Annotated in this window: 22 protein-coding genes and 1 pseudogene; 13 read left to right on the top strand and 10 right to left on the bottom strand. The window is 41.4% G+C overall.

Annotated elements, in window-relative coordinates:
* Positions 1-265: 265 nt before the first annotated feature.
* Entirely contained in the window at positions 266-5,167 is a 4,902-nt protein-coding gene (locus BB781_RS00775) for a PAS domain S-box protein (RefSeq protein ID WP_164997738.1), read from the top strand.
* A gap of 154 nt (positions 5,168-5,321) precedes the next feature.
* On the opposite strand, the gene BB781_RS00770 is transcribed toward BB781_RS00775, so the two are convergent.
* Positions 5,322-5,528, bottom strand: a complete 207-nt coding sequence (locus BB781_RS00770) for a hypothetical protein (protein ID WP_094226594.1) — start codon at positions 5,526-5,528, stop codon at positions 5,322-5,324.
* Positions 5,529-5,892: 364 nt separating this feature from the next.
* Between BB781_RS00770 and BB781_RS00765 the strand changes: the two genes are divergently transcribed.
* Positions 5,893-6,363, top strand: coding sequence for an SRPBCC domain-containing protein (locus BB781_RS00765; protein WP_094226593.1), 471 nt, complete (start codon positions 5,893-5,895; stop codon positions 6,361-6,363).
* Here BB781_RS00765 and BB781_RS00760 read toward each other — a convergent pair.
* The 8 genes and pseudogenes from BB781_RS00760 to BB781_RS00730 all read right to left on the bottom strand — a co-directional run bounded on the left by BB781_RS00760 (position 6,338) and on the right by BB781_RS00730 (position 13,442).
* Positions 6,338-7,435: a citrate/2-methylcitrate synthase gene (locus tag BB781_RS00760; protein WP_094226592.1), complete on the bottom strand. Its 1,098-nt coding sequence runs from the start codon at positions 7,433-7,435 to the stop codon at positions 6,338-6,340. The two genes, BB781_RS00765 and BB781_RS00760, sit on opposite strands and share 26 nt — an antisense overlap.
* Positions 7,436-7,602: 167 nt before the next feature.
* A complete protein-coding gene (acnA, locus tag BB781_RS00755; RefSeq protein WP_094226591.1) occupies positions 7,603-10,383 on the bottom strand; it encodes an aconitate hydratase AcnA in 2,781 nt (926 codons plus the stop codon).
* Positions 10,384-10,720: 337 nt separating this feature from the next.
* Positions 10,721-11,038, bottom strand: a complete 318-nt coding sequence (locus tag BB781_RS00750; protein ID WP_094226590.1) for a cobalamin B12-binding domain-containing protein — start codon at positions 11,036-11,038, stop codon at positions 10,721-10,723.
* Between the two features lie 67 nt (positions 11,039-11,105).
* Positions 11,106-11,528, bottom strand: a complete 423-nt coding sequence (locus BB781_RS00745; RefSeq protein WP_094226589.1) for a hypothetical protein — start codon at positions 11,526-11,528, stop codon at positions 11,106-11,108.
* A 165-nt stretch (positions 11,529-11,693) separates the two neighbouring features.
* Positions 11,694-11,812 (bottom strand): annotated as a pseudogene (locus BB781_RS15235) (IS1/IS1595 family N-terminal zinc-binding domain-containing protein); the annotation flags it as partial.
* A 214-nt stretch (positions 11,813-12,026) separates the two neighbouring features.
* Positions 12,027-12,206, bottom strand: coding sequence for a hypothetical protein (locus BB781_RS00740; protein ID WP_094226588.1), 180 nt, complete (start codon positions 12,204-12,206; stop codon positions 12,027-12,029).
* Positions 12,207-12,451: 245 nt separating this feature from the next.
* Positions 12,452-12,718, bottom strand: a complete 267-nt coding sequence (locus tag BB781_RS00735) for a hypothetical protein (protein WP_094226587.1) — start codon at positions 12,716-12,718, stop codon at positions 12,452-12,454.
* 139 nt (positions 12,719-12,857) lie between these two features.
* Entirely contained in the window at positions 12,858-13,442 is a 585-nt protein-coding gene (locus BB781_RS00730; RefSeq protein ID WP_242492484.1) for a diacylglycerol/polyprenol kinase family protein, read from the bottom strand.
* Positions 13,443-13,775: 333 nt separating this feature from the next.
* On the opposite strand from BB781_RS00730, the gene BB781_RS00725 reads away from it, so the two are divergent.
* Both BB781_RS00725 and BB781_RS00720 read left to right on the top strand, forming a co-directional pair.
* Complete coding sequence (locus tag BB781_RS00725; RefSeq protein ID WP_094226585.1) at positions 13,776-16,055, top strand: hypothetical protein; 2,280 nt, start codon at positions 13,776-13,778, stop codon at positions 16,053-16,055.
* Positions 16,056-16,356: 301 nt separating this feature from the next.
* Positions 16,357-17,442 (top strand): YkgJ family cysteine cluster protein, encoded by a 1,086-nt coding sequence (locus BB781_RS00720; protein ID WP_094226584.1) that lies wholly within the window; start codon positions 16,357-16,359, stop codon positions 17,440-17,442.
* Between the two features lie 291 nt (positions 17,443-17,733).
* Here BB781_RS00720 and BB781_RS00715 read toward each other — a convergent pair whose 3' ends face one another.
* On the bottom strand, positions 17,734-17,910 hold the full coding sequence (locus tag BB781_RS00715) for an ATP-binding protein (RefSeq protein ID WP_094226583.1): 177 nt from the start codon (positions 17,908-17,910) through the stop codon (positions 17,734-17,736).
* 198 nt (positions 17,911-18,108) lie between these two features.
* Between BB781_RS00715 and BB781_RS00710 the strand changes: the two genes are divergently transcribed.
* The 9 genes from BB781_RS00710 to BB781_RS00670 all read left to right on the top strand — a co-directional run bounded on the left by BB781_RS00710 (position 18,109) and on the right by BB781_RS00670 (position 24,807).
* A complete protein-coding gene (locus tag BB781_RS00710) occupies positions 18,109-18,990 on the top strand; it encodes a DUF1616 domain-containing protein (RefSeq protein ID WP_094226582.1) in 882 nt (293 codons plus the stop codon).
* 2 nt (positions 18,991-18,992) lie between these two features.
* Positions 18,993-19,814, top strand: a complete 822-nt coding sequence (locus tag BB781_RS00705) for a CPBP family intramembrane glutamic endopeptidase (protein WP_094226581.1) — start codon at positions 18,993-18,995, stop codon at positions 19,812-19,814.
* Positions 19,815-19,979: 165 nt separating this feature from the next.
* Entirely contained in the window at positions 19,980-20,927 is a 948-nt protein-coding gene (locus tag BB781_RS00700; RefSeq protein WP_129582593.1) for a hypothetical protein, read from the top strand.
* 164 nt (positions 20,928-21,091) lie between these two features.
* Positions 21,092-21,370 carry a hypothetical protein gene (locus BB781_RS16400; protein ID WP_164997737.1) on the top strand — a complete coding sequence of 93 codons (279 nt, stop codon included), beginning with the start codon at positions 21,092-21,094 and terminating at the stop codon, positions 21,368-21,370.
* A 112-nt stretch (positions 21,371-21,482) separates the two neighbouring features.
* Complete coding sequence (locus tag BB781_RS00690; protein WP_094226578.1) at positions 21,483-21,842, top strand: hypothetical protein; 360 nt, start codon at positions 21,483-21,485, stop codon at positions 21,840-21,842.
* Between the two features lie 45 nt (positions 21,843-21,887).
* Positions 21,888-23,159: an adenylosuccinate synthase gene (locus BB781_RS00685; RefSeq protein ID WP_094226577.1), complete on the top strand. Its 1,272-nt coding sequence runs from the start codon at positions 21,888-21,890 to the stop codon at positions 23,157-23,159.
* Positions 23,160-23,302: 143 nt separating this feature from the next.
* Positions 23,303-23,752: a 30S ribosomal protein S19e gene (locus tag BB781_RS00680; protein WP_094226576.1), complete on the top strand. Its 450-nt coding sequence runs from the start codon at positions 23,303-23,305 to the stop codon at positions 23,750-23,752.
* Between the two features lie 71 nt (positions 23,753-23,823).
* Entirely contained in the window at positions 23,824-24,180 is a 357-nt protein-coding gene (locus BB781_RS00675; protein ID WP_094226575.1) for a DNA-binding protein, read from the top strand.
* A gap of 9 nt (positions 24,181-24,189) precedes the next feature.
* Entirely contained in the window at positions 24,190-24,807 is a 618-nt protein-coding gene (locus tag BB781_RS00670) for a DUF7411 family protein (protein ID WP_094226574.1), read from the top strand.
* Positions 24,808-24,856: the final 49 nt, after the last annotated feature.

Below are 24,856 nucleotides of genomic sequence, written 5' to 3'. Positions count from 1 at the left end.
AGTTATGTTTTCCTCTTAGAAATGCTGGCATTATTGCAATAGGCCCAAACGAACATATCTATTGGAATGCAGGTCAAACTATTTCTATTATGAACAATATGATTTCCTGAACAATATCACAGAAGTTATACAAATATACATATAATATACAGTTCATTGAAGATACATTAATCAGTGTACACTAATCTATAGGGACAGACACACAATTAACTGTGTAACGGCATCCCTTACAGAACTATAAATTATCTACTTGATGGCAGGGAATATGAAAAGGAAAATCGAAGAGAACATCAAACTTAAAAAGCTTGTAATATCTTCAGAAGAACTCTTTCAAAATTCATTCCATGAAATAAGTTATCAAAGAATTACAGATGGGATCCTGGATATATCAGAAGCAAAATATGCAGCTTTCATCCGGTTTGAAGAAAAAACAAACTCTTTTTTTACAATGGCAATTGCAGGAGCTAATAACCACTTAAAGAAAGCCAGTGCAATACTTGGATTTGAACTTACTGGCAAAGAATGGGAATCAAACCCGATCCTTATAAAAAGAATCAGCAACAATATTACCCGTTTCCCTTCTATACATGATCTGATCAGGGGTGTATTCCCGGAAAAGTCTATAATTCTTCTTGAGAGAACATTCAATGCAGGAGAAACAATTATTGCCAATATATTCAGGGGCAATGTTAATCTGGGTTACTTTGTACTGATTATGCCTTTTGGAGAATATCTTGCAGACGAAGAGCTAATAGAGATCTACACCCGGCAGGTAGGTCTTTTGCTGGAACGCAAAAAAGCAGAAGAAGAGCTGCAATTCCAGTTCCGGTTCCAGAAGATGGTGTCTGGGATATCAGCTGGCTTTGTAAATCTGGTCAACAAGGAACTTGAACCAGTTGTAGACGAGGCACTGAAAACATGCGGCGAATTGTTTGGTGTAGACAGGGCTTACATATTCCTTTTTTCAGAAAATGAGGGGAAAATGGGCATTACCAATGAGTGGTGTGCTAAGGGAATAGAACCCCTCAAAAACAGGAATTATGATTTTAGCCGAAGTAAATTTCCCTGGTTTGAAAAATGTATCAAAAGAACCGGTCACATACATGTACCAGATGCAGAAAAGCTTCCACAGGATGCCGATGCTGAAAGAAAAGAACTGGGGTTGCAGTCTGTAAAGTCACTTTTGAGCATAGCAATGACAAAGGACGGGAAATTCATCGGCTTAATGGGATTTGACACACTTGAGAAAAAAAACGTATGGACTGAAGAACAGATATCACTCTTAAAAGTGGCAGCTGGAATAATTACCGATGCTTTTGAAAGGGAGCATGAGGATGAAAAACGGCGTAAAAGAGAGATCCAGTTAAGCAACGCACAAAAAATAGGTCACATGGGCAGCTGGGAATTTGACCTCAATAAAGGTACTGTACATGCCTCAGAAGAAGCTCTTAAAATATACGGAGTCGCAGACACATATAACAGCATTGCAGAAATACAGAAATGTCCACTGCCACAATACCGGAGCATGCTTGCCAATGCACTTAAATGCCTTGTAACAGGAAAAATGCCATATGATGTCCAATTCAAAATATTGAGGGCTATTGATGGCGAGATCCGGGACATCCATTCTGTTGCAGAATACAATGCACAGAGGAACACGGTCGTTGGTACGATACATGACATCACAGATCAAAAGTTTGCACAGGAAGCCTTGCTGGAAAGCGAGAGAAAGTATCGTACTCTTTATGAAGCGACACTTAGCCCTATACTTATTGTGGATGGTCATGGCAATTATGTAGACGCTAACAATGCAGCTCTTGATTTTTTGGAAACCGATATAATATCCCTGAGGGGAAAAAAGGCAGGTGATTATGACCCGCCAAGATTCAATGGAAGCCAGATGAAAGAACATATTCCTTTCCTTCAGTCACGGATGCTTGAAACATTCTATGATGTAAATGGCAAAGAAAAAGTATTGCTGCTGAATGTAGTTCCTATCGAAACAAAAGAAGGTATGAGGTTGTTTGGGATAGGGCAGGATATGACTGAGCGCAAAAAGGCTGAAGAAAAACTCGCTGAAGAGGCTGTATGGAGACGGCTGCTTATTGAGCAATCCAGGGATGGGGGCGTGATTCTTGATCTAAATGGCAAGGTCTACGAAGCAAACGAGAAATTTGCAAAAATGTTGGGTTACTCTCCCGAAGAAATAATGAAGCTGCATATATGGGAGTGGGACAAGCAATGGACACGTAGTGAACTCTTACACATGCTGCATAATGTCCATACTACTGAGGAGTATTTCTTAACACGCCATATTCGTAAGGATGGTACATTCATAGACGTGGAGATCAGCTCCAATGAGGTGATACGTGGCGGCCAGAGATTGGTCTTCTGTGCATGCCGGGATGTTTCTGAGCGTGTACGTGACCAGAAAGCCCTGCGTAAAAGTGAGAAGAACTATAGGGAAATATTCAATTCGACCAACGAAGCCATTTTCATTCATGATATTACTACTAGGAAGATACTTGATGTCAATGATGCCATGCTCAGGATGTATGGCTATACTACAAAGGAAAGGGTGTTGTCGGGTAGCATCTGTGATATGTGTACTAATGTTTTTCCCTACACTGAAAAAGAGGCCATAGAACACACAAAAAGGACCATTGAGCAAGGACCTCATGTGTTTGAATGGCTGGCAAAAAAAGAGAACGGTGAGTCTTTCTGGGTAGAGGTCTCACAGAAGAAAACAGAGATATCCGGTGAGGAGCGGGTGCTTGCAGTAGTCCGTGATATCAATGAACGCAAGATAGTCCAGGAACAGTTACAGAACAGGACAGAACTACTTGATATGGCACTAAAAGCAACATGTGCCGGAATATGGGACCTTGACCTGATAACTGGCGATATTACTTTGCAGGGACTTGATAGCTGGGAAAAGATCACCGGATACACTACAAGCGACTTTACTCATTATAACCTTGATGTGTGGGCCAAAATGATACATCCTGATGATGCAGGGCTGGTCACCCGGAAATTGCAGGACACGATCGAAGGGAAAAACCAGCTTTTTATGGCAGAATACAGGATGTGGCACAAAGAAAAGCGGTGGATGTGGGTTCGTGCTCATGGAAGAATAGCCATGTATGATCCTACAGGAAAGCCTTTGCACATGTACGGAACACATATCAGCATCAATGAGAACAAAGAAGCCGAAGAAAAAGCAAACGCTGCCAACAAGGCCAAATCGGAATTCCTTGCAAATATGAGCCACGAAATGCGCACTCCTCTGAATGGAATTATTGGTTTTTCTGATCTGCTTTTGAAATCAGAGCTAAGCGATCAGCAGTTTCGTTACATGAAAACAGTATCGACGTCTGCCAGTTTATTACTTGATCTTATCAATGATGTACTTGACATATCAAAAATAGAGGCTGGCAAACTGGAACTTGATACTGAAAGAATTGATCTGGTAGAATTGTGCGAACAAATTACGGATATGTTGAAATACAGAGTTCATGAGAAAGGCCTTGAACTGTTGATGAACATGTCCCCTGACTTGCCACGTTATATTGTCGCTGACAGGTTAAGATTGAGACAGGTACTGGTAAATCTGTTGGGTAATGCAATAAAGTTCACCTCAGCCGGAGAGATCGAGCTTAAAGTCGAAGCTTCCTCAACTGCCGGAAAGTTACAGGAAATGGAATTCACATTTTCAGTAAGGGATACGGGAATAGGAATCGCAGGGGAGAATATATCCCGGATATTTGATTCATTCTCACAGGCAGACGGTACTATAACCCGTAAATACGGTGGGACCGGACTTGGTCTGAGCATCTCCAATAAATTGCTGGAGAAAATGGGATCAAAACTCGAGCTTGAAAGTGAAGAGGGAAAGGGAAGCAGATTCTATTTTACAGTACCCTTTTCCACAGAGCAAAGTGAACAGATAGACAGTTGTTGTATCAATGATCTGCAAACCATTCGTAAAGTCCTTATTGTAGATGATAACAGCAACAATCTCTCCATCTTGCAAAACATGCTGCAAAGATTTGATATTAAAGCTGATATTGCATCAAGTGGTACAAAAGCACTGGATATGCTGAACAATGACACCGAATACGACCTTATCATTGCTGATATTTATATGCCTGTAATGGGAGGATATGAACTGGTCCGTAACATGCGCAGGGAAAGCAAACTGCCTACGGGAGTTCCTGCTATCCTGATGCGCGATTCAACCGATATCTCCTCAAAGCATGATGAAAACAGTGAACTGGGTATCTGTGCCAGCATTATCAAACCTGTCAGGAAGGCAGAACTCTTTGATGCAATATGTCAATCCAATTCTTCCAGAAAAATGGACATGAATAATGAACTAAATGAAAAAGTGATTTTACCTATTCCACATCTGGGGAGCAACAACCGTAATTATAGTATCCTCATTGCTGAAGACAATGAAACAAACATGATCCTCGCATCGATAATTATTTCCAGCCTGTTACCCGGGGCAAAGATACTGCAGGCAAAAGACGGAAAAGAAGCTGTCCGGATGTACAGGGAGAATAAACCTGACATAATATTCATGGACATACAGATGCCTGAATTTAGCGGGTATGATGCAACTGCTTTGATAAGAAGCACCGGGAGTGGAAACGATAAACGTACACCCATAATTGCTCTGACAGCCGGTATTTTCAAAGGAGAAAAAGAACGATGCATTGAGGCAGGAATGGATGATTATGTTACAAAACCAATAGTATCAGATACAATTAATCATATTTTAAATAAATGGTTGCTTGAACAGGAAAATCCGGAGCCAGTGAAACGGAGTCATGAAAACGGACCTCCTGTTCATTTTGATGGGGATTCATTAATGGGAAGTGTGAATGGCAATAAAGAACTGTATGATAATCTTATCTTTATGGCAATATCATCCCTTGCCCGTAATTTTGAAGATATTACAGATTCATTTTCCCAAAATGATATGGAAAAGGTAAGAAGCAGTGCACACTGCATCAAAGGTACTTCTCTTAATATTGGTTTTTCCATCATGGCAGATCTGACAGGCGAGCTGGAAAAAGCTGTAGAACTAGAAAATGAAAAAATTCCGGAGCTGCTGGAAAAGATGAAAGCTGAGCTGGCTATTTTGGAAAGTAATTTCAAATAAACGGATGGAACAAGTGTGCAAACCACTTATACTTATCTTTAAAAATGAAAGGTGTATTTAGGCTGAGTGGGATAGCATCATGCTTTTCTTGATACGTTGCTGGAACAATCCAAAAGATCAGACATGAATTAATAGAGGACTGTTCTTCAATCCATTAATTATTGTAAGCATCATATATCTGCCATATCCATACAATAAATCCCAATAAGTACCCTATTAGAATGAACTGCAAAAACCAACAAATGACCAGGACAGTCCATATACCTATTGCCTTGAATATATCGCCTTTTATTACCTGTCCAAGTCCTGGTATGAAAAAAGAAAGCAGTGCCGGAATTCCATATGTTCTATTGTTACTCATGCTTATTACCTTTGTTGAAATTGATAATTGTAGAATAAATGATTCCAGTTGTATAATAGTGCTTCCATGTATACTTTATTTCTGCCGGCATAAATATTCTTACAGATGCTGAATTAAATAGTAAAACTTTTAATCCATGCATACATTAAGCAGGTATAGCGACGGTATATATGCTTATAAGTAAAGATTCTATTTGTTTTTTCGATTTGCAGTTGATCTTGTTTTCGATGTATCTTATTTATATACAATCTGTAAATATATATCTTATTAGTGCCAATATGGTTGACATAAAAGCAGGGAATTAGTGTGAACAATAGACCATTTTTTTCTTACAACTTCTTTTTTACCGGAGGTTTACCTCACAATGCATAAGATTTGTACTGATATCATAATTGAAGCTCCGATCAACGAGGTCTGGGACCTCCTGACAGATTTTGACAGATTTGAAATATGGAATCCTTTTATTACAAGCATAAAAGGAAAACTTGAACCCGGTTCAAAGCTTGATGTTCACATGCAGCCCACCGGAATGAAAGGCACGAACTTAAATCCTGTTATCACAAAAGTTGAGCCTGTAAATGAATACAGGTGGACAGGTCATTTATGGTTCAAAGGGATCTTTGACGGGGAACACGTTTTCAGGCTCGAGGAGCTGGAAAACAACAGGACAAGGCTCATACAGTGTGAAAGGTTCAGAGGTATTCTTGCACCGCTGATACTATACTTCATTGGCGAGAAGACCAGAGAAGGTTTTGAAAATATGAATGCAAGCCTGAAAAAAGAATGTGAAAAAATAAATGGGCAAGTGTTTACACAGAATGTGCCCTTGGCCTGATAACTCTGTTGTCTGAATATTGTTCCATGCAGTGTGCTATCCACCCAGAGACCCTTCCCATTGCGAATATGGAAGTTGCAAGCTCGGCTGGGATCTCCAGATACTTGTATACAACAGCAGAGTAGAAATCAACATTAGGATAGATCGGTTTTCCTCTCAGTTCTATGAATTCGTGGTAAAGGATATGTTCAATTTCCTCAGCCATATCAAACCAGCTGCAGTCTGCTTTCTCTATGGCCAGTCTCCTGGCAACATCTTTGTATATCATTGCCCTTGGATCATAGGTCTTATAAACACGATGACCGAATCCCATTATCTTCTCTTTCCTCTCAAGTTTTTGAACAATATAATCCCGGGCGTTCTCCTGACTGCCAACCTCGTCCAGCATGTCCATTACGCCCTTTCTGGCACCGCCATGCAAAGGTCCCTTAAGGGTACAAAGACCACATATGATGGCAGAGTACATGTCTGAAAGGGTTGATGCTGCAATCCTTAATGAAAATGTTGAAGGGTTCAATTCATGCTCGGCACTCAGGATGAGGTCTTTTTCCATTGCTTCGGTTTCAAGCTTGGTGGGAATTTTCCCTTTAAGCATAAAAAGGAAGTTAGCAGCATGGGACAACTCGCTATCCGGCTCAATGATCGGCTCACCATGACCGCTTCGATGCAAAGCTGCAACGATGGTAGGGAATTTTGCAACAAGTCTGATGGATTTGTTTTTATTGGCATCGGGTGTGTGATGGTTGTTCTCATTGTCAAAGTGGGCTGTACAGGAAATAGCCGTTCTCAATCCATCAAGAGCTTCTATTCCAAAATCAAATTCTTTGAGAACCTCTATCTGCTTACCATTGATGCGACGGTTTTTTTTAAGCTCCTGCGAATACTCGGACAGCTCAGTTTCATCAGGGATCTTTCCGTTGATAAGGAGATAGGAAACCGCATCATAAGAGAGATCTGCAAGATCCTCTATGTTGATCCCCCTATATTTCAGGATTCCCTGAATACCGTCAATAAAGGATATTTTGGTATCCAGAGCTACTACGCCTTCAAGGCCTTTTTTCATCTCTTCCATGTAAAATCCCCAAATGGATTAAGTTAACGTTTTGATAAAATGTGCTCAATATTTACTTTTGATTATCCATATATAAATCTTGCTGGAATTTGACACTATTTATATATAAATCCCGGCAAATGCAAACATATGGTTATTTTAACAGAAAAAATAAATTAAAGGGATAATTATCCCTTTATCCTGTCCCGGAGGAATTTGTGAAGTATGCCACCATTGATGTAATACTCCACTTCTATTTCAGAGTTAAGGCGGACAAGGACATTAAAGGTCTTTTCATCGCCATTGGCTGATCTTGCAACAACGGTAAGCTCACCGAATGGTCTGAGTGTGTCTATTCCTTTTAGATCGAATATTTCCTTTCCGCTAAGTCCAAGGCTTGTCGCAGATTCTCCTTCCTGGAATTGCAGTGGCAGGACTCCCATGCCGACAAGGTTGCTGCGGTGTATCCTCTCAAATGATTCTGCAATAACTGCCTTTATACCAAGCAGCTGGGTACCCTTCGCAGCCCAGTCACGTGAGCTTCCAGTGCCATACTCCTTTCCTGCAATAACTATAAGTGGAGTTCCTTCTTCAACATATTTCATTGCAGCATCATAGATGGGCATTTCCTGATCATCTGGCTGGTGAATGGTCCATGATCCTTCCTTTCCTGCAACAAGTTTGTTCTTAAGACGGACGTTCCCAAAAGTACCTCTCATCATTACCTCATGATTACCTCGCCTGGAACCATATGAGTTGAAGTCCTTCTCATCAACACCCTTTGATTGCAGATACTGGCCCGCAGGATAACTTGATGGGATGGAGCCTGCCGGTGAGATATGATCTGTGGTTATACTGTCTCCTACCATAGCAAGAGCCCTTGCTCCTTTGATGTCTGTCAGCCTGGTAACATCAAGTGGGAAATTCTTGAAGAATGGTGGTTCCTGAATATATGTGGAATGAGTGTCCCATTCGTAAAGCAGGCCCGCAGGTGCATCAAGACTTCTCCAAAGTTCTGTTCCTTTGTAGATGTTGGAATACTGTTCTTTGAACATCTCAGGGGTGACTGATCTGTGTATGCACTCATTAAGCTCTTCTCTGCCTGGCCAGATGTCCTTCAGGTAAACTGGCTGCCCATTAGGGTCACAGGCTATCGGCTCTTTCATGAGGTCAATATCAACAGTGCCAGCAAGTGCATAAGCTACCACAAGCAATGGTGAAGCCAGGTAATTGGCTTTAACCTGGGAGTTGATCCTGCCTTCGAAGTTCCGGTTCCCACTGAGAACTGCAGCAACTGTAAGGTCCTTGTTCTCTATTTCATTTGAAACCGCTTCTCTCAGAGGTCCACTGTTACCTATGCATGTAAGGCATCCATAGCCTACAAGATGGAAACCGAGTGCCTCGAGGTATGGCATAAGGCCTGCTTCCTCAAGATAATCGGTAACGACACGGGAACCAGGTGCAAGACTTGTCTTGACAAATGGTTTTACCTTAAGTCCTCTTTCAACGGCTTTCTTTGCGAGCAGGCCCGCACCTATCATAAGGGATGGACTGGATGTGTTGGTACATGATGTAATGGATGCAATAACTACAGAGCCATGTGTCACTGAAACGGCATCATCTGCACATTTTATCTTTGTAATACCTGTGTGGTGGGGGTGTGTAACCTTTACAACACTGTATCCGCCTTCACCAAGCCAGCGGCTGTAATCAGGATCTGATCCATTGACAGCCTTTCCGCTCTTTGCAGCAAACACTTCTTTCATGGTCTGATGGAAGACCTTTGACATATCCTGCACAGGTATTCGGTCCTGCGGTCTTTTGGGTCCTGCAAGGCTTGGTTCTACTGTGCTGATATCAAGCTCCAGTGTTGATGTGAATTCAGGATCCTCAATGCCATCTTCCAGGAAGAGGCTCTGCTCCTTGCAGTATTTCCTGACCAGATCAATATGCTCCTCGCTCCTGCCTGTCATGAGCATGTAGTCCAGAGTGATTTCATCCACCGGACAGAATCCCATCGTAGCACCGTATTCAGGAGCCATGTTAGCAAGCACTGCCCTGTCAGTCAGTTCGAGTGTCTTATAGCCTGGTCCATAGAACTCCACAAATTTGCTTACAACACCATGTTTCCTGAGCATAGCTACGACTGTAAGTACAAGGTCTGTGGATGTGATACCTTCTCTGAGTTCGCCTGTGAGTTTAAAGCCTACTACTTCAGGAATGGGCATATAGTAAGGCTGGCCGAGCATAACCGCTTCAGCTTCAATACCGCCTACACCCCAACCCAGAACGCCAAGTCCGTTTATCATTGTAGTGTGGGAATCGGTGCCTACAAGGGTATCAGGATAAGCAACAAACTCACCATTCTTCTCTTTTAGATGGACAACAGATGCCAGGTTCTCAAGATTGACCTGATGAATGATACCACTTGAAGGAGGGACCACCCTCATATTGTCAAAAGCATTCTGGGCCCAGTGCAATAGTTCGTATCTTTCTTTATTACGGTGGAACTCATATTTCTCATTACAGCTGCGGGCATAGGATGTACCATAGTAATCCACCTGGATCGAGTGGTCAATTACAAGGTCTGCAGGGATCACAGGATTGATCGCCAAGGGGTCCCCTCCAAGTCTTTGCATGGCTGACCTTATGGCTGCAATGTCCACTACTGCAGGAACGCCTGTGAAGTCCTGCATTATAACTCTTGATGGAACGAATGGTATATCGAGTGCAAGAACTCCTTCAGGATTCCAACCCGCAAGATTTTTCACATCATCTTCGGTAATAACCTTTCCATCAACATTCCTTAATATTGCTTCAAGCAAGACCCTGATAGAGTAAGGTAATCTGGAGATCTTTGCTATTCCAAGCTCTTCCAGTTTCTTCAAACGATAGATAGTTACCTCTTTATCAGCAATATTGATGGTCTGTCTGGACCCGAAAGGATCTTTGAAATCATCACATGTCATAATGTCACCTATTCAAATGTAATCTTTGATTGTCATATTCATATAAGGTAAAAACCAGCTCTTCTGCCGGATTTTTAGTACCTGTGCCTAATGGCACACCTGTCCATTCACACATATTTGCTGCTTGTGCTAACTGTTTATATTAACTATAATAGTAACCAGTCTGCAGGTTTCTCAGACAAGGGAATAAAAACCAGCATTGAAATAAATAACTTTGCCTTCCGCAAATGTGGCTCATGAACTTTTTGTTAAATGTAATGAGTCATCTTTAAAATAAAAGTGGAGGAGAAAAGAAGGAGGTTTTTAAAGACCGAAGTAAATTATTCAGCAGGCCTGCTCATACTCCTACAACGAGGTTACCAAACCAGCATACATCATTTTTGGAACCCATTGAACTCATAATTGCAGGTCTGAGCACATTGATGCCTGATTCAACAATGTGTGATGCTTCAAATATCTGGGCAAGCTGGGACTTGCCTTCTTCAAAAAGATCACCCATAACTTTCATACCTTCGACAAATCCCTGTTCAATAAGGTCAACAGGACTAATTCCTGCGTCCAGAGCTTCATGGGCTATTCTTTCGACTGCGTTCTCATCGAGATCTATCACTGCATGCTTTGCCATGTCAATGATCTCTTCCTTTGTTGGGTTCATATTTAATCACCTTTGTGTCTGGTGCTATTCTATTGGTTTAGTATTTTACATTTCGTTCTTCTTATGATCAAACAATTCCAAGGTCAAGTGCCAGCGATACTATAATGGCGATTATCGAGAAAGTAAAGATGACCAGGTAATTCATGCGTTCCTTTGACACGGACAGACTCCACATGATATATTGTAATCCACAGTAGTCATTTTCGCTTAAAGGAATCCTGCCCTCTATCTTTTTCAGCAACTCCAGGTTCTTCAGGACATCTATCCTGCGTGTTGCAATATGATATCTGTGTGCGAAGAAGACAAGGTATCCAACGACACCCAGGTAGAATAGAACTTTAGATAATGTTCCGCTATAATAATCAGCAATGATTATCAATCTCAGGAAGGTTGCCGATATTAGTCCTAACCAGAAGTATAACTGTATTCTCTTCAGGCTGTAACCCTTCGGGATCTGTATATTGCTTAAGTTTGCGACATTTTGTGTCATTATATCTTTCTACCTGTATTTTTTCTATTTTGTTTGCAGATAATATTGTTTTATACCTTATCAGCAAACAGAATCTGTTTACCTTCTTTATATTATTTAAAGTTATTGTTCAATATCCGGAAGAACAAAAACAGAAACTGAACATGAGGGCACATTACACAATACAGTCGATTTTATCTCTACTGAATAGTTATATCCGCAAGTATGGCACTTGTATCGTTGGTGTCCACCTACCTGACCGTTTTTTTTTTGTGGTTTGAACTCTTACATTTCGGGCAGTTCATGCCGAAATATAGTTTCCCCTAAGATGTAACTATATGTTCTTACCAAAGCCAAGTATTTAATTAAAAAATGGGATTAAGTTAAGTTAAATATGTGAATTTTGTATCACATGCGTTATAATACGCAGGGAATTGTATCTGTTTTAAATAATTCAGAACCGATGAGATGTAAAACAAGTAAAATTTATGAAAGAAAATGAAAGGAGGCGAAGATCACTCATATCTCAAGACAGTCAAGCGGTCTCTTGAAGAATGCCTTTACCATTCCGTTTTCATCAATATCATCTGAGAAACGTATGAGTTCCCAGCCATCGACTCCGAGCTTGTTCAGATCTTCTTTCGTGCTGTCCAATTCTCCGTAGCGAACAGCCCTGATATCATATTCCCATGGTGCCATATTCTAACCTCTGATCACTGATGTTTACTCTAATCGCTGAGATTTAGTTTGAGTATATAATATCGTATAATCGCGTTATATAAATAACTTGTCAAAAAACAAAGTTGTGTTTAAAACAAATTAACTGGACTTATTTGTGACAGTAATGTCATCCGCATAAGTTCCCTGTTTTAGTAAAAAGCAGCAAGATGATTGCCTGCTGTTAATGACCAATAATTGATATTGAAAAAAGTTAAAAGAAAAGTTTACTGGCGTGATAATCCGTTGATATTTTTCAAATCCCTTTTTTCTTTTGAAAGACCATCAAAAAGCCTGCTCTTGTCTATCCACATATCAGATGCACTTTGCAGACCCTGCGATTTGTGAGGGGCATATTCTATCTCAAAACCCGGGGTTGCAATATCTTCACCCCTTACAGAGCTACCAAACGTGGGCTGAAGAAGAGGACTGTCGGAGTCTCTCCGGTTTTTTCTTTCTGCTAAGATCTGCTCATCTGCTTTGTTGTCAGTCATATATTAGTAGATTGATTTCATGATTATTAAAGGATTCTGACAAGTGAAGATCCCTGGTTTGGGAAAAGACTCTATAAGTATTTGATCCATAAGTGCCACATCATGCTACGAAAGGTCCTGCAATTATCGCTACAGCGGATCATAAATAAGAGAGCAACAGGAACGCTACTTCTGCAAAAACACCGGAAAAGACCGGTATTGACAGATTATCATCTATTTTTACGAATGTTGCTTCTACAAAGGTTGCAACAAATGCCATTATTATTGAAACCGCCGGGTTTTCAAGCAAGAGAACAGCTATGACCAGGTTTACGACAAACTCTGCAATACAGCCTTCAAGGCTTTTTCCATTAGTAAATATCCTTCTTTTTCCATATTTTTGACCGATAAGTGCAGCGCTCATATCTCCAAAAGTGGTCATGAGAATAGCTGCCAAAGCAATATTCCTGCTGAAAACAGAAACTGCAATCAGTGCACCAATGGTGAAATATACATGTGATCCAAGTCCTGATCTCTCTTTCTGGCGCAAAAGAATATCCAGGGCCGGGAGTCTGATGCCCCTGTCAAGTCTAAGATGTTCGATACATAAAATTAATACAAGATAAACTATCAGCAGGGTCTGACTTGCCTGTTTTCCAAAGAAAGCATAGACAAGCACTATGAATATTGAAGTTAGATGAATGCCCTTGCGCATCAGTTCATTTGTAAAAGAAATAGAAGCCATTGCCATTTATTTGATATATTGCTATATAAAATAGTCTCTCGTGGTAAAAATAGAGTCGATGTAATAATTGAACTGTTTATTTTATTTTCATCCTACTATTTTAAATATGAATTAAACTGACATTAACTTCGGTAAAATTACCAGTTTATGGGAAATAGGGGTATCCTCTACACCTTTGAAAGTCAGAGAGTGCAAATAATGAGGTCGAGGGAACTATTGTCGTGGAACTGGAGTTCCAAGGAAATGTTGATTATCCATTTAGTTCACTTGATATCTTTTTTGTATCCTGGGTGTGTAACTTCTGTTTTCTAATAAGAATTTGGAGTGGAATTCGTGGCAAGAACCAGAATAACAAATGGTGTTAAAATATCAGCAAAAGTGGAAGGAGTTAAGAATTCGTCAGTCCCATTAAAAGCTGTTGTTTTTTCAGAAGATTTGAATGAAGTGAAAATACTGGCAGAGAAAAAGCTGACAACCGACAACCTTGATATAGTTCTTGATGTGGAAGCTGCAAAGATGCCGGATAATTTGAAAATATCTATTGTTCCGGATGAGCTGAAACCGAAAACCCAGATACGCAGGCTGTCAGAATCTGCAAACGCATCTGTTGCAAGCATTACAAAGGATACCATCCTTTCAAGGAAAGGAGTACTAAAGGAAGAAGACATCTCAATTAAGCCGGTTGACAGTGTGCTTGGATTATGGCAGCTGAAACACAAGGTTTGCGGCCGTGTCTTTAAGACAGACCCCGTTACAGGTGAAAAATGTCCGGTTCCCGGAGCTACAGTTCATGTGTATGATGTTGACGTTAACTTCTTCTGGTGGTATCCGAATCCTGGATTGCCATGGGGCTGGATCTTCCCGTTCTTCCCGCATCGTAAAGAGGAGATTGCAACTGTAAAGACAGATGAATGTGGTTATTTCTGTGTCAATATCCCGTATTTCGATATTGATGCTGTTCTCAGGTGGAGATTGCGTTATCGCTGTCTCTGGGATATACTCAGACGGCCAACAGTACTTGAGGCTATAGATATGGGAGTTAAGCCGGACATACGCTACTATCCGGAACTAAAAGCTTTGCCTGAAATGAAGGTCAAACCAAGGCCCCAGTCCTGGCCGCAGTCGGAGCCTGTCATCAAGGAGATGGAATACAGGAATCTTAAATCTGTGAGTACTGATAACGTTGAAACAGTCTCAGCGGGGTTCATGAAGGCTTTGCGTACAGATGTTGATACTACAAGCGACCTGTTTACAAAGTCAAGATTTGAAGCTGTCCGTAAGACCCTTTTCAGGAAGGATGCTCTGTTTGAGCCTGTGAGCAAGGATAGCTCCTCTATACTGGACCAGTCCGCATTTCCGCGTTCAATAGCTCCTCCATCACTGCCAGATGATGATCTACTGCTGGAGATGCTCGGTAAACAGAAAAAGAATATAGCTTCTACCATCGCGCAGATACGCAGTTCAAGTCCTCTTGTAAGATTGCTGCGTTGCTGGCCTGAGATCGTGCCTGAATGGAACCTTTTCCTTGATGTGCCTGACATTGTTTTCAAGGTAGAACAGGATATCGATGGTGACGGGGTGCTTGAAACTATTTATGAAGAGGGCTATTTCGATGTGAACTGGAACCTTGGCGAGTCCACAACAGATGTGCAGATAGAGGCATGGTCCAATGCTATATGTGTGCCATGCGGACCGGCTTATAAGCCATGTACCAAGACCGGGATCGTAGGCTTAAATGACATGGCAGTTGACCCGATATACTTTGATGCACAAGGTTATGTTAAAGGAGTTAACAGGCCGAAGCAATTTGTCGCATTCCCGCTGCCTCACATGGTAAGGCCCGATGCTGAGGCACCCTTGTGCAAAACAATCCGTGTCGTAGGTTGTCCTGACTATGGAAATGCCTCTTACTACAAGGTTTTTTATAAATACCAGGGTGGATCTGAAACCCACTTTAATGAACGATGGCATGTGTACAATATCAGCGCAGGCACATCTCATTATGTAAAACCTGATGAGAATGGGTTCTATGAGGTGCTGACACCTGCAAATGACTATTTCCCCTATCACACCCTGATAAACTGGCGCACCCACAATTATTCTGACGGGAAGTATGAACTTCGTCTGGAACTGTACGATGCGGCACACAATCCAATTGCTGCAGCCCTTGATCTCGTGAAAGTGGTTATAGACAACAGTCAGCCAGCTCCAGTTGATTTCCTAAAGCTTGAGTACAGGGAGGCCGGAGGGGCCTGGAGTGAAGCTCCACTTCATTGTCCTATCATTAAGCGGACTGCAGGAACAGATATTGAGCTACGGGTCAACTATAATGTAGCAGCAACTCATTTGAGGGATATATATATCAGTTTCACCGGATGTTCGGGTTCTGTGGGAAGTGACAGCTACTGGCATCACACCGTGGGAGACAACAATAAGGTACTTGACTGGACTGTGACTGTGCCGTCATCTGTGGATGAGGGAGGTTACAGGTTCTATCTTGAAGGGCGTAGCAGGGCATTCAATGCAACCGGCGGACTTGCCAGTAACTGGGAATTCGATACCCTCAGCATCTGGAGGGGAAACTCGTTACATGTTGTGATACTTGACAAGTAAGTATTCTGTTCAGTTTTAATTCATGTCCCCAAAAAGGGACATTTTTATATTTGTTGTTCAAAGAAATGACAATTATTCATGTGTTCGTTCCTTAGATCATTGCTTCAAAGGCCATATGTGGGTTTAATCAGGTATAGTCTTTATAAATTTGCCTTAATATGGATATGGGCTGCTGAGAGGCTTTTAATACTTAAACAACCTTCTTTCAGTGAATATACACAGACTGTTCTAAAATTAAAGGTGACGTGATCATCAGATATTCAGATATTTTGAGATATTTTCAGGAACTAAAGAACTGAATTTGATATTTGATATTGATACTCAGGGAGCTATGGGAACAATGACCGATATAGATTTTACACCATTAAAGGGACTTAAATTCAATTGTCTTGAAGGATGTGGATTTTGCTGTTCATTCCCGGCGGAGGTGAGGCAATGGGAGAAAAACTTTCAATTGATACTGGAAAAGGACGCTGGAGCATTCAGGAAATGGGATGATGGACATCCGTGTCTTGATGGCATTTACACATTCAAACAACATAATGACAGGGGAGCCTGCATTTTCCTCAAAGAGAACAAAAGGTGCGGTATTTACGATATCCGTGCACTCCTGTGCAGGACATTTCCGGTGAAGTTCTTCTTTGGATGGAGGTTGCAATTATACCCTAGCATGTCCTGCAGGGGATTCTCTGATGATGAAAGTTCGGATATGATACTCCTTGGGAAGGAAGCTATGGCAGAAATACCTGCAGACCAGATCAACAAGATGCTTGGTGAATCAAAGGAAATGTATGCGTCTCTGCCAGAAAGGATCGCTAATTATATTCCTCCTGAAATCCTGCAAAATAAGTTGCTTGAGTATGTCGACAAGATGACGTTTGAGCCCTGGGATATCAGTGATGTGAGCAGAGCTGAGTTTGAGGCAGAATTATCTTCTGAGAATTTCATAGACCTACCCACATATCTTACGGAAGGCCTTGATTGGCAGGTCTTTAAACTGGAGGGTGACTTTGTAAGGAGAATATTACTAAACAGAACAGGTGAAACGGAGAACATTGATAGTATTGTTTATTCCAATTTGTCGGTTAAACCATTTTCATCTGAAGCAGTTGAAGCTATTTCCCGATATCTTCGTTTGATTGCATCAACTGACCATTTTATTGGTGTTGTATATCGTAAAGCCATCGAACAAAAAGCAGATGGAAATCAATTACCTGACATAGCAACGTCTGAACTTGATAAAGTGAAAGAGCTCTTCTTTCTGAAAGCAAGTCTTCTTGCAGAATTTGAAAAGCGGGAGCATGTAACTGAGAAAACAGTAGAGGATACTATAATCCTTTATGACGGATATCTTGCAACAGTGCCGGCTTTTGGAATGATACTTTGAGCTGTTTCTTTATTCGCAAAGGGTTTTCATTGGTATTTTATACTCCTGTCTTCAGACTGATGAAAACATTTAATTTGTATCAAAGTTTGAAGTGCGTTTGTCTTTGAGGTGTCTTATGAGTTGAGTCAATCTCTGTTCTCACCTATAAAAACAAAGCTCATGAAGTAAAGGACGCAGTGTTTCGTGAATGCTCCAAAGTCTGCGAGTGGATCTGGTTACTTGAAGGTTGGTATCCTGTAGCTGATACTCTCAAAGGCTGTTGGTGCAGCAGCTTGAGTAGTCTTGTAAAGCTTATTCCAGTGTAATTGCTTCAACGGGGCAAACATCTACACAATCACCACAGTCCACGCATGCGTCCGGATCAACAACCGCAACATCTTCATCAGTCATCGATATTGCTTCAACAGGGCAGGAATTGACGCATTGTTCACATCCTGTACACGCATTTTTATCAACAATAGCTGGCATTTTATTTCACTCCTATCTTATCTCTTTAAAATACCTACAATAAAGTTCTGGAATAATAGAATAAATAACTATCTCCTTTCTGTAATGTATCGTTTTTCAAGGGAATGGTGAATGTATTATCTTTGTCTACTTCAATTTCCGCGGAAACATTTCGGAAATGTTTTAATAATATATAAACTGTAATTGGAACGGAAAACTATGCCAGAAAAAAAACAAATCCCTGTGGATATCAAACTGTTGATCGCCCTTGTGCTGCTCACAGACTTTTTTGTGCTGGTTCCTTTTCTGAGTGATAGCCCAATACGCACTGTTCTTGGATTGCCAATGGTTTTATTCCTGCCGGGTTATGCTCTGATAGCAGCTCTTTTTCCCGGGAAGGATGATCTTGATGGTATAGAACGTATTGCCTTGAGTTTTGGGCTTAGCATAGCTGTTGTTCCGCTAATCGGGCTTGGACTTAATTATACGCCGTGGGGCATCAGGCTTGTACCTATCCTCGTATTCCTTACGAATTTCACTATAATAATGGCTGTCGTGGCTATCTATCGGAGGGAGGCACTTGGTGAGGCTGCATTTTCTGTTCCTTTCAGAGAAATATACGAGTCTGCTAAGGCTGAAATAGTCACAAAACCCGAATCAAGGCTTGACCGAATACTTACGGTAATCCTGGTATTATCTATACTGGCTTCTGTGATGACATTGGGGTATGTGGTAGTCACTCCCAAAGAGGGGGAGAAATTCACTGAGTTCTACATACTGGGTCCCGAAAGAATGGCAGACAACTACAGGACACAACTGGCTGTAGGTGAGAGTGTTGATGTCATAGTAGGCATAGTGAACCACGAATATTCTGTTGTAAACTATTCAATCGTTATCAAGATGGATAATGAGACCATGGAGACTCCGCAGAGTTTGCAAGAAATAGCCATAGCTCATAACGTTACCTGGGAAAAACCAATCTCTTTCGTGCCCGCAGTTACAGGTACTGACATGAAATTACAATACCTGCTCTACAGGGATGGCAATATGGCCGGATCTTATCGGGATCTGCACTTGTGGATCAATGTAACAGAGGCTTAATGATGAAGCATGAAAGGTTAATTGACACTCAGTCCTCTGTAAAGGCAACCAGTTCATCTGTTGTCCCTGGACTTACAGATAATTATATCATCGCAATTGCAATGCTTATGGTAGTTCTTGCAGAACTCTTGATGTATGCCGGTAACATCAGAGCTGGCATTGTCATGCATGTTATTACGCTTCTTACATTATCAGTTTCTGCTATATGGATAGATGGGTCACATGTTTCAAGGTCACTTCAGGTACTTTCCCTTCTCCCCATACTGCGGCTTTTAAACGTGTCAATGCCGGTATTCTCTGATATGACTCTTTATTTGTATATATATGTGTACACTCCGCTACTGGTGCCTATCTATTTTATTATACGTCATCAGCATATAACCAAAAGAACACTTGGTATTCATTTCCGTGATATGCAAAAATATCTTCCATTATCTGTGGCAGTTGGATTTATTATTGCACAGGGTGAGTATCTCACAATTAATGCCGGCAATCTGGTACCAGATCTGTCTTTTGTAAGTATTCTGAAACTATCAATAGTTATGATATTCTTCGTCGGTTTTCTGGAGGAGCTGATTTTCAGATCTCTGCTCCAGACGCGGCTTTCGGATTCATTTGGTCATGTTAAGGGGTTATTACTTGCAAGCCTCCTCTTTGGTGTAATGCACTCTGGATATGGGACTATCTATGAGATATTTTTTACTTCTTTTGCGGGTCTTGTAATTGGTTATATGTTCCAGAGAACAAACAGTCTTCCATTGGTCACTCTTACTCATGGTTTTGTCAATGTCTTCCTTTTCGGTATAATTCCTCTTCTGTCGTGATATGTGGGGATCTATAATTGCTCTGAATTTTCGGGGATTTCTGGATAAATATAGTAATAAAAAAATTTACAGGAACCGTTAAATAAATGTATGGTCCTATGTTATCCGGGGTTATAATGGGGTAAAAGTCCTTTTCATATGATCAATTACGGAGATGCATTCTATATGATTCATAAAAATGGTCTGTCAAATCATTGCGCAGGCCAGATAAAAACGTGCCTGATATTACTCTGTGCGACAATTATAGTTATTCTGACAATGACCTCTGCTGCTCTTGCAGAGGTGACGGAAATGACCATCTCACCAGAAAACCCGTCTCCTGGTGACACTGTAACCATTACTGGAAAAGCATCACCTAATGAAGAGATATCTGCTTCGGTTTCGTTTGCAAAAATACAAGCTGTTTCAGATGGTGTTTATGAGTACCACATAGGAAAAGTCACGATTCCCGAAGGTTCGGACTCTTTCGGTTTAAAGGCAGTAGGTGTGAATAATCTTGATGTTACTGTGTATATCCTTGGTGTACCAATAACTGTTCCTGCGAGTGTCAGTAATAATATTGCTACATTTGGCACAAGCAAAATAAAGAGTGGTACCTATGATCTCAAATTAAGTGGTATTGCTCCCGGTGATGAAGTAACTCTCTCCTTTAATGCTAAAGCTACCATTACTGCTGATGCAGACGGGAATTTTGCATACAGTTACACAACAGAAAACATGCCTGAAGGTGATTTCTCCGTAAAAATAGGTGGACAAAGCCGGCAGTTATCTCTTGGGACAATGGATGATAATGATGATAGCTCTTCCTCCTCTCCCTCGGGTAAAAGTAGTAGCAGTCATACAGGAACTGAATTGAATATCGTCCCTGCAGATACACTTGGTGACGAGGAGTCTGATGGTGTCGGGGAAGATGCTGAAGCTTCAACGATAGATGGTGCTTCTGAAAGTCTTGGAAGCACTGCAGAATCAAACGATATATCAGGGTATGTATTGGAAAACCAGACTTCCGGAATTAAGAGCAAATTACCTGACCTTGGTGTAATGGGTGCGGTTCTTGGGGTTTTCTGCCTGGGTGCTATATTTATTGGATTCAGGAAAAACCAGTATAAGTAACATTAATTGAAGATAAGGGTGCTGGTGCTTTTGTTTAGATTTACTCTTGTCTTCAAAGAATCTTCTTTAATTTTCTTATGTTGGCTTTTGTTGCAACAACTGCGTTAACCAGAGTCTATACGTAATACTAAAAAAGAAAAAGATATCAGAGTATCTCTGATATCTTGAAGATCACTATCGCTACAAACGACACCAACAGTGGCAAGATTGTCATATTTAACGAACAATCCAGGGATTTATTCCACTTCTCGGAAGCAGAAAGAATCTCTTTTGCCGAAAGCAACAAGATCAGTGCAACGACTGCCAGCACACCATATTCCGGCAGTCCTGGTTGTGTTGTCATTGACACTATGCCTGCCGCAGTTGAAGATATCGTACTGGTTGTTGTGGTTATTATTGTGCTTGTCAGCATTGATCTCCACTCTATAGTAAGAGAGACTTAATGTTATTAAAACCTTTTTAAATAATGTTGTTATATAATTAAATTTGTTTTCAAATGTTAACTCATCACTATTATAGGTAAAATAATTATATTACTACTACTTACTTCATAATATGAATGGGTCTAATGAGAAAACAAAATCCAATATTTATGGTATTAAGGGCATGCATAATGTACATTCCTGGCAAGGCCTTGCCATTCATTTCAAGAACAGTTCCCGGGTATTGAAATGTGATAGTTATACTACATGTACTTCTGATAAGAGGTCACGTGCCTGTTTCTATTCGATAAAAAGGCCGGATGCCATCTATATGCTTCAGTCGGAATTCAATGTAAATATCACTATTGCTGATAAACTTATAGATACCCTGGTTGATATGGGAGTTACTAAGGCTTTGAGATGTCGTATGGAAATGCCATCTGGTTTTTTTGATGAAGGTGCTCGTATGCTGGTGTTTGAAGAAGACATTTGAAGTGCAATCAAAACTTTATTAAGCGAATAGGATAATCCTGAACCCATGTTTACGATCATCACAGGTGCGCAGTTTGGCGATGAAGGCAAAGGGAAAATAGTTGACCTAATGTCCGGGGAATATGATGTTGTTGTCCGTTTTCAGGGAGGGGACAATGCAGGGCATACGGTCAAGGTGGGTGAGGATGTATACAAGCTCCACCTCATTCCCTCGGGTTTTCTTCTTGATTCAAGGGTGTTAATTGGTCCTGGTACTGTTATGAATCCTGAGGTGCTGGCAAGGGAAATGGATATGCTTGCAGAGGGTGGCATAGAACTTGGTCCGGGAAAACTTGGTGTTGATGCCAAGACAAGTATTATAATGCCATATCATATCGAGCTTGATGGCTTGCGGGAATCCCTCAGGACCGAAAAGATCGGTACCACAAAGCGTGGCATCGGTTTTGCTTATATTGATAAGGTTGCCAGAGATGAGGTCCGCATGTCTGATATTGTAGATAGGGATAAATTCCTACAGAGGCTTGCAGAACTTGCGCCCCAAAAGGAAGTAGCGATCAAGGAACTTGGTGGCGATCCTTCTATGGTAATGGATAAAAACCTCATTGATAAGTATCTAAAACTTGGTGAACGGTTTGCACCTTACATAACCGATGTATCATATGAAGTTAATAAGGCACTTGATGAAGGCAAGAACGTCCTTGCAGAAGGGGCACAGGGCACGCATCTGGACGTAATACACGGAACTCAGAAATTTGTGACATCTTCCAGTACTGTTGCAGGTTCTGCATGTGCTAATATTGGTGTAGGTCCGACAAGAGTTGATAGTGTACTGGGTATAGTGAAGGCTTACATTACTCGTGTGGGTGAAGGGCCGCTACCAACTGAGCTTATTGATGAGGTTGGCCAGCAGATACAGCAGGTTGGAAGGGAATTTGGTACTACTACCGGCAGGTCAAGACGTTGCGGCTGGTTCGATCTTCCATTGCTTAAAAAAGCTATTTATCTAAATGGTTACACATCCATTGCCCTTACTAAACTTGATGTTTTGTCCGATATTGATCCTATCCGTGTATGTGTTTCATATGAACTGGGTGGCAGGACAGTTGCATATCCTCCGGAGGATACGTCAGAACTTGCGGGGTGTAAACCTGTATATGAAGACCTTGCAGGGTGGCAGAGTGACCTTACAGGTGTAAAGGAATTCAATGATCTTCCACAGGCAGCAAAGGACTATGTTCTTTACCTTGAAAATAAGATGGGAGTGCCTATAGAGTATATCTCAGTTGGGCCTGCACGAGAGCAAACGTTTAAAAAATAAGGCAGAAACACAAGAACGGCCGAAAAGCGTATATACTACTCAATAGTTTAAACATCACAAATCCAGCTGAACTAATTACCAGATGCCATTGAGTCCGGCAGATGGTGAGTATCTTAACAGATATTATAATTCAGGAGAATATTATGACAACTGTATATGACGTTCCTGCAGCCCAGTTTATCACAAAGGTAGCAGAAAAGTTGAAAGAAAATGAAAAGGTTACTCCCCCTGAGTGGGCAGCATACGTAAAGACCGGTGTGCACAAAGAGCTTCCACCAACCGACAGTGAATGGTGGTATACAAGATGTGCCGCAGTACTCAGGACAGTATATACTCAGGGCCCCATTGGCGTTGAGAGGCTGAGATCTGTATATGGTGGAAAGAAGAACAGAGGAGTCGCTCCCAGCGTAAAGGCAAAGGGTAGCGGTTCAATTGCAAGAACAGCTTTGCAGCAGCTTGAAGAGGCAGGTTTTGTACGTACCCTCAAGAGCGGTCGTGTGGTATCTCCACAGGGACAGTCCATGCTCGACAATGTTGCATATCAGGTAAAACAGGACTTGGTGGAAAGTATTCCTGGTCTTGCTAAGTACTGATTGCATATTTCCTATTCGGTAACCCTATAAGGAATCATTGCTTACATTTCTGTAAAGCATAGGTGACTTTAATGACGGATGACCTTGATGAAATAAGACGAAGAAGGCTTGCTCAAATGCAACAGCAGGCAGCTCAGCAGCAAATGGGTGCCGGCGACATGCAGGCAGCTATGCAGCAGGAGCAGGCACAGGCCGAAATGGATGCAAAGAAGCAGGCTCTGATGCGTCAGATCCTGACTCCGGAAGCACGTGAAAGGCTGACAACTCTGCGAATGTCCCGCAAGGAACTGGTGGAGCAGCTTGAGTCTCAGTTGATCATGCTTGCACAAAGTGGCAGGCTTCAAACAATTATAGACGATGAAAAACTCAAACAGCTTCTGGTTCAGATGCAACCTAAGAAGAGGGAAACGACCATAAAGCGTATGTGAGTGCCCTCCATGCAGATATCTGTCTTATTCAGTGGTGGAAAGGACAGTTCACTTTCCGCAATACTGCTGGAGCCTTTCTTTGAGGTTGAACTTGTGACGTGTGGTTTCTCGTTACTTCCCATAGGGGAAGTGGCTGCCGAAACTGCAAAAAAGCTTGGTTTTCCACATCGGATTATCAAACCCGACACATCGATCCTTGAAAAGGCGTATGACATGATCCTGCAGGATGGTTTTCCAAAGAATGCCATCAATTTCATTCATAAGAGTGTAATTGAGTATCTTGCGGCTGATAATAATGTAAAAGTCATTGCAGATGGTATTCGCCGTGATGATCGTGTTCCTGTGCTGGGGCAACCTGATATCAGGAGCATTGAAGATCGGTTCGGAGTTCATTATATTTGTCCCCTTAAAGGGTTCGGGCGTGCTGCGGTTAATGAACTTGTGAAGGAACACCTGTTCATTGAGGAAGGCATGAGCGAGGAAATCCTTAAAGCGGATTACGAGACGGAACTTCGGGAACTGATAAGACAGCGTCATGGTCCGGGGAAGATAAAAGAGATATTCCCCCTTCATGTGCAATCGCACGTTATCGAACGCAGGAAAGCAGGACAGAACAAGATAACATGATTAAAGATTTATACGATAATCTATGTTATAAGTTCAAAATTCAATCAAT

It is taken from the genome of Methanolobus psychrotolerans (assembly GCF_002243045.1).
In the GTDB taxonomy this organism is placed as follows: Archaea; Halobacteriota; Methanosarcinia; order Methanosarcinales; family Methanosarcinaceae; genus Methanolobus; species Methanolobus psychrotolerans.
The sequence above is the reverse complement of the archived record's forward strand: the minus strand, read 5'-3'. Positions and strand labels throughout refer to the sequence as shown.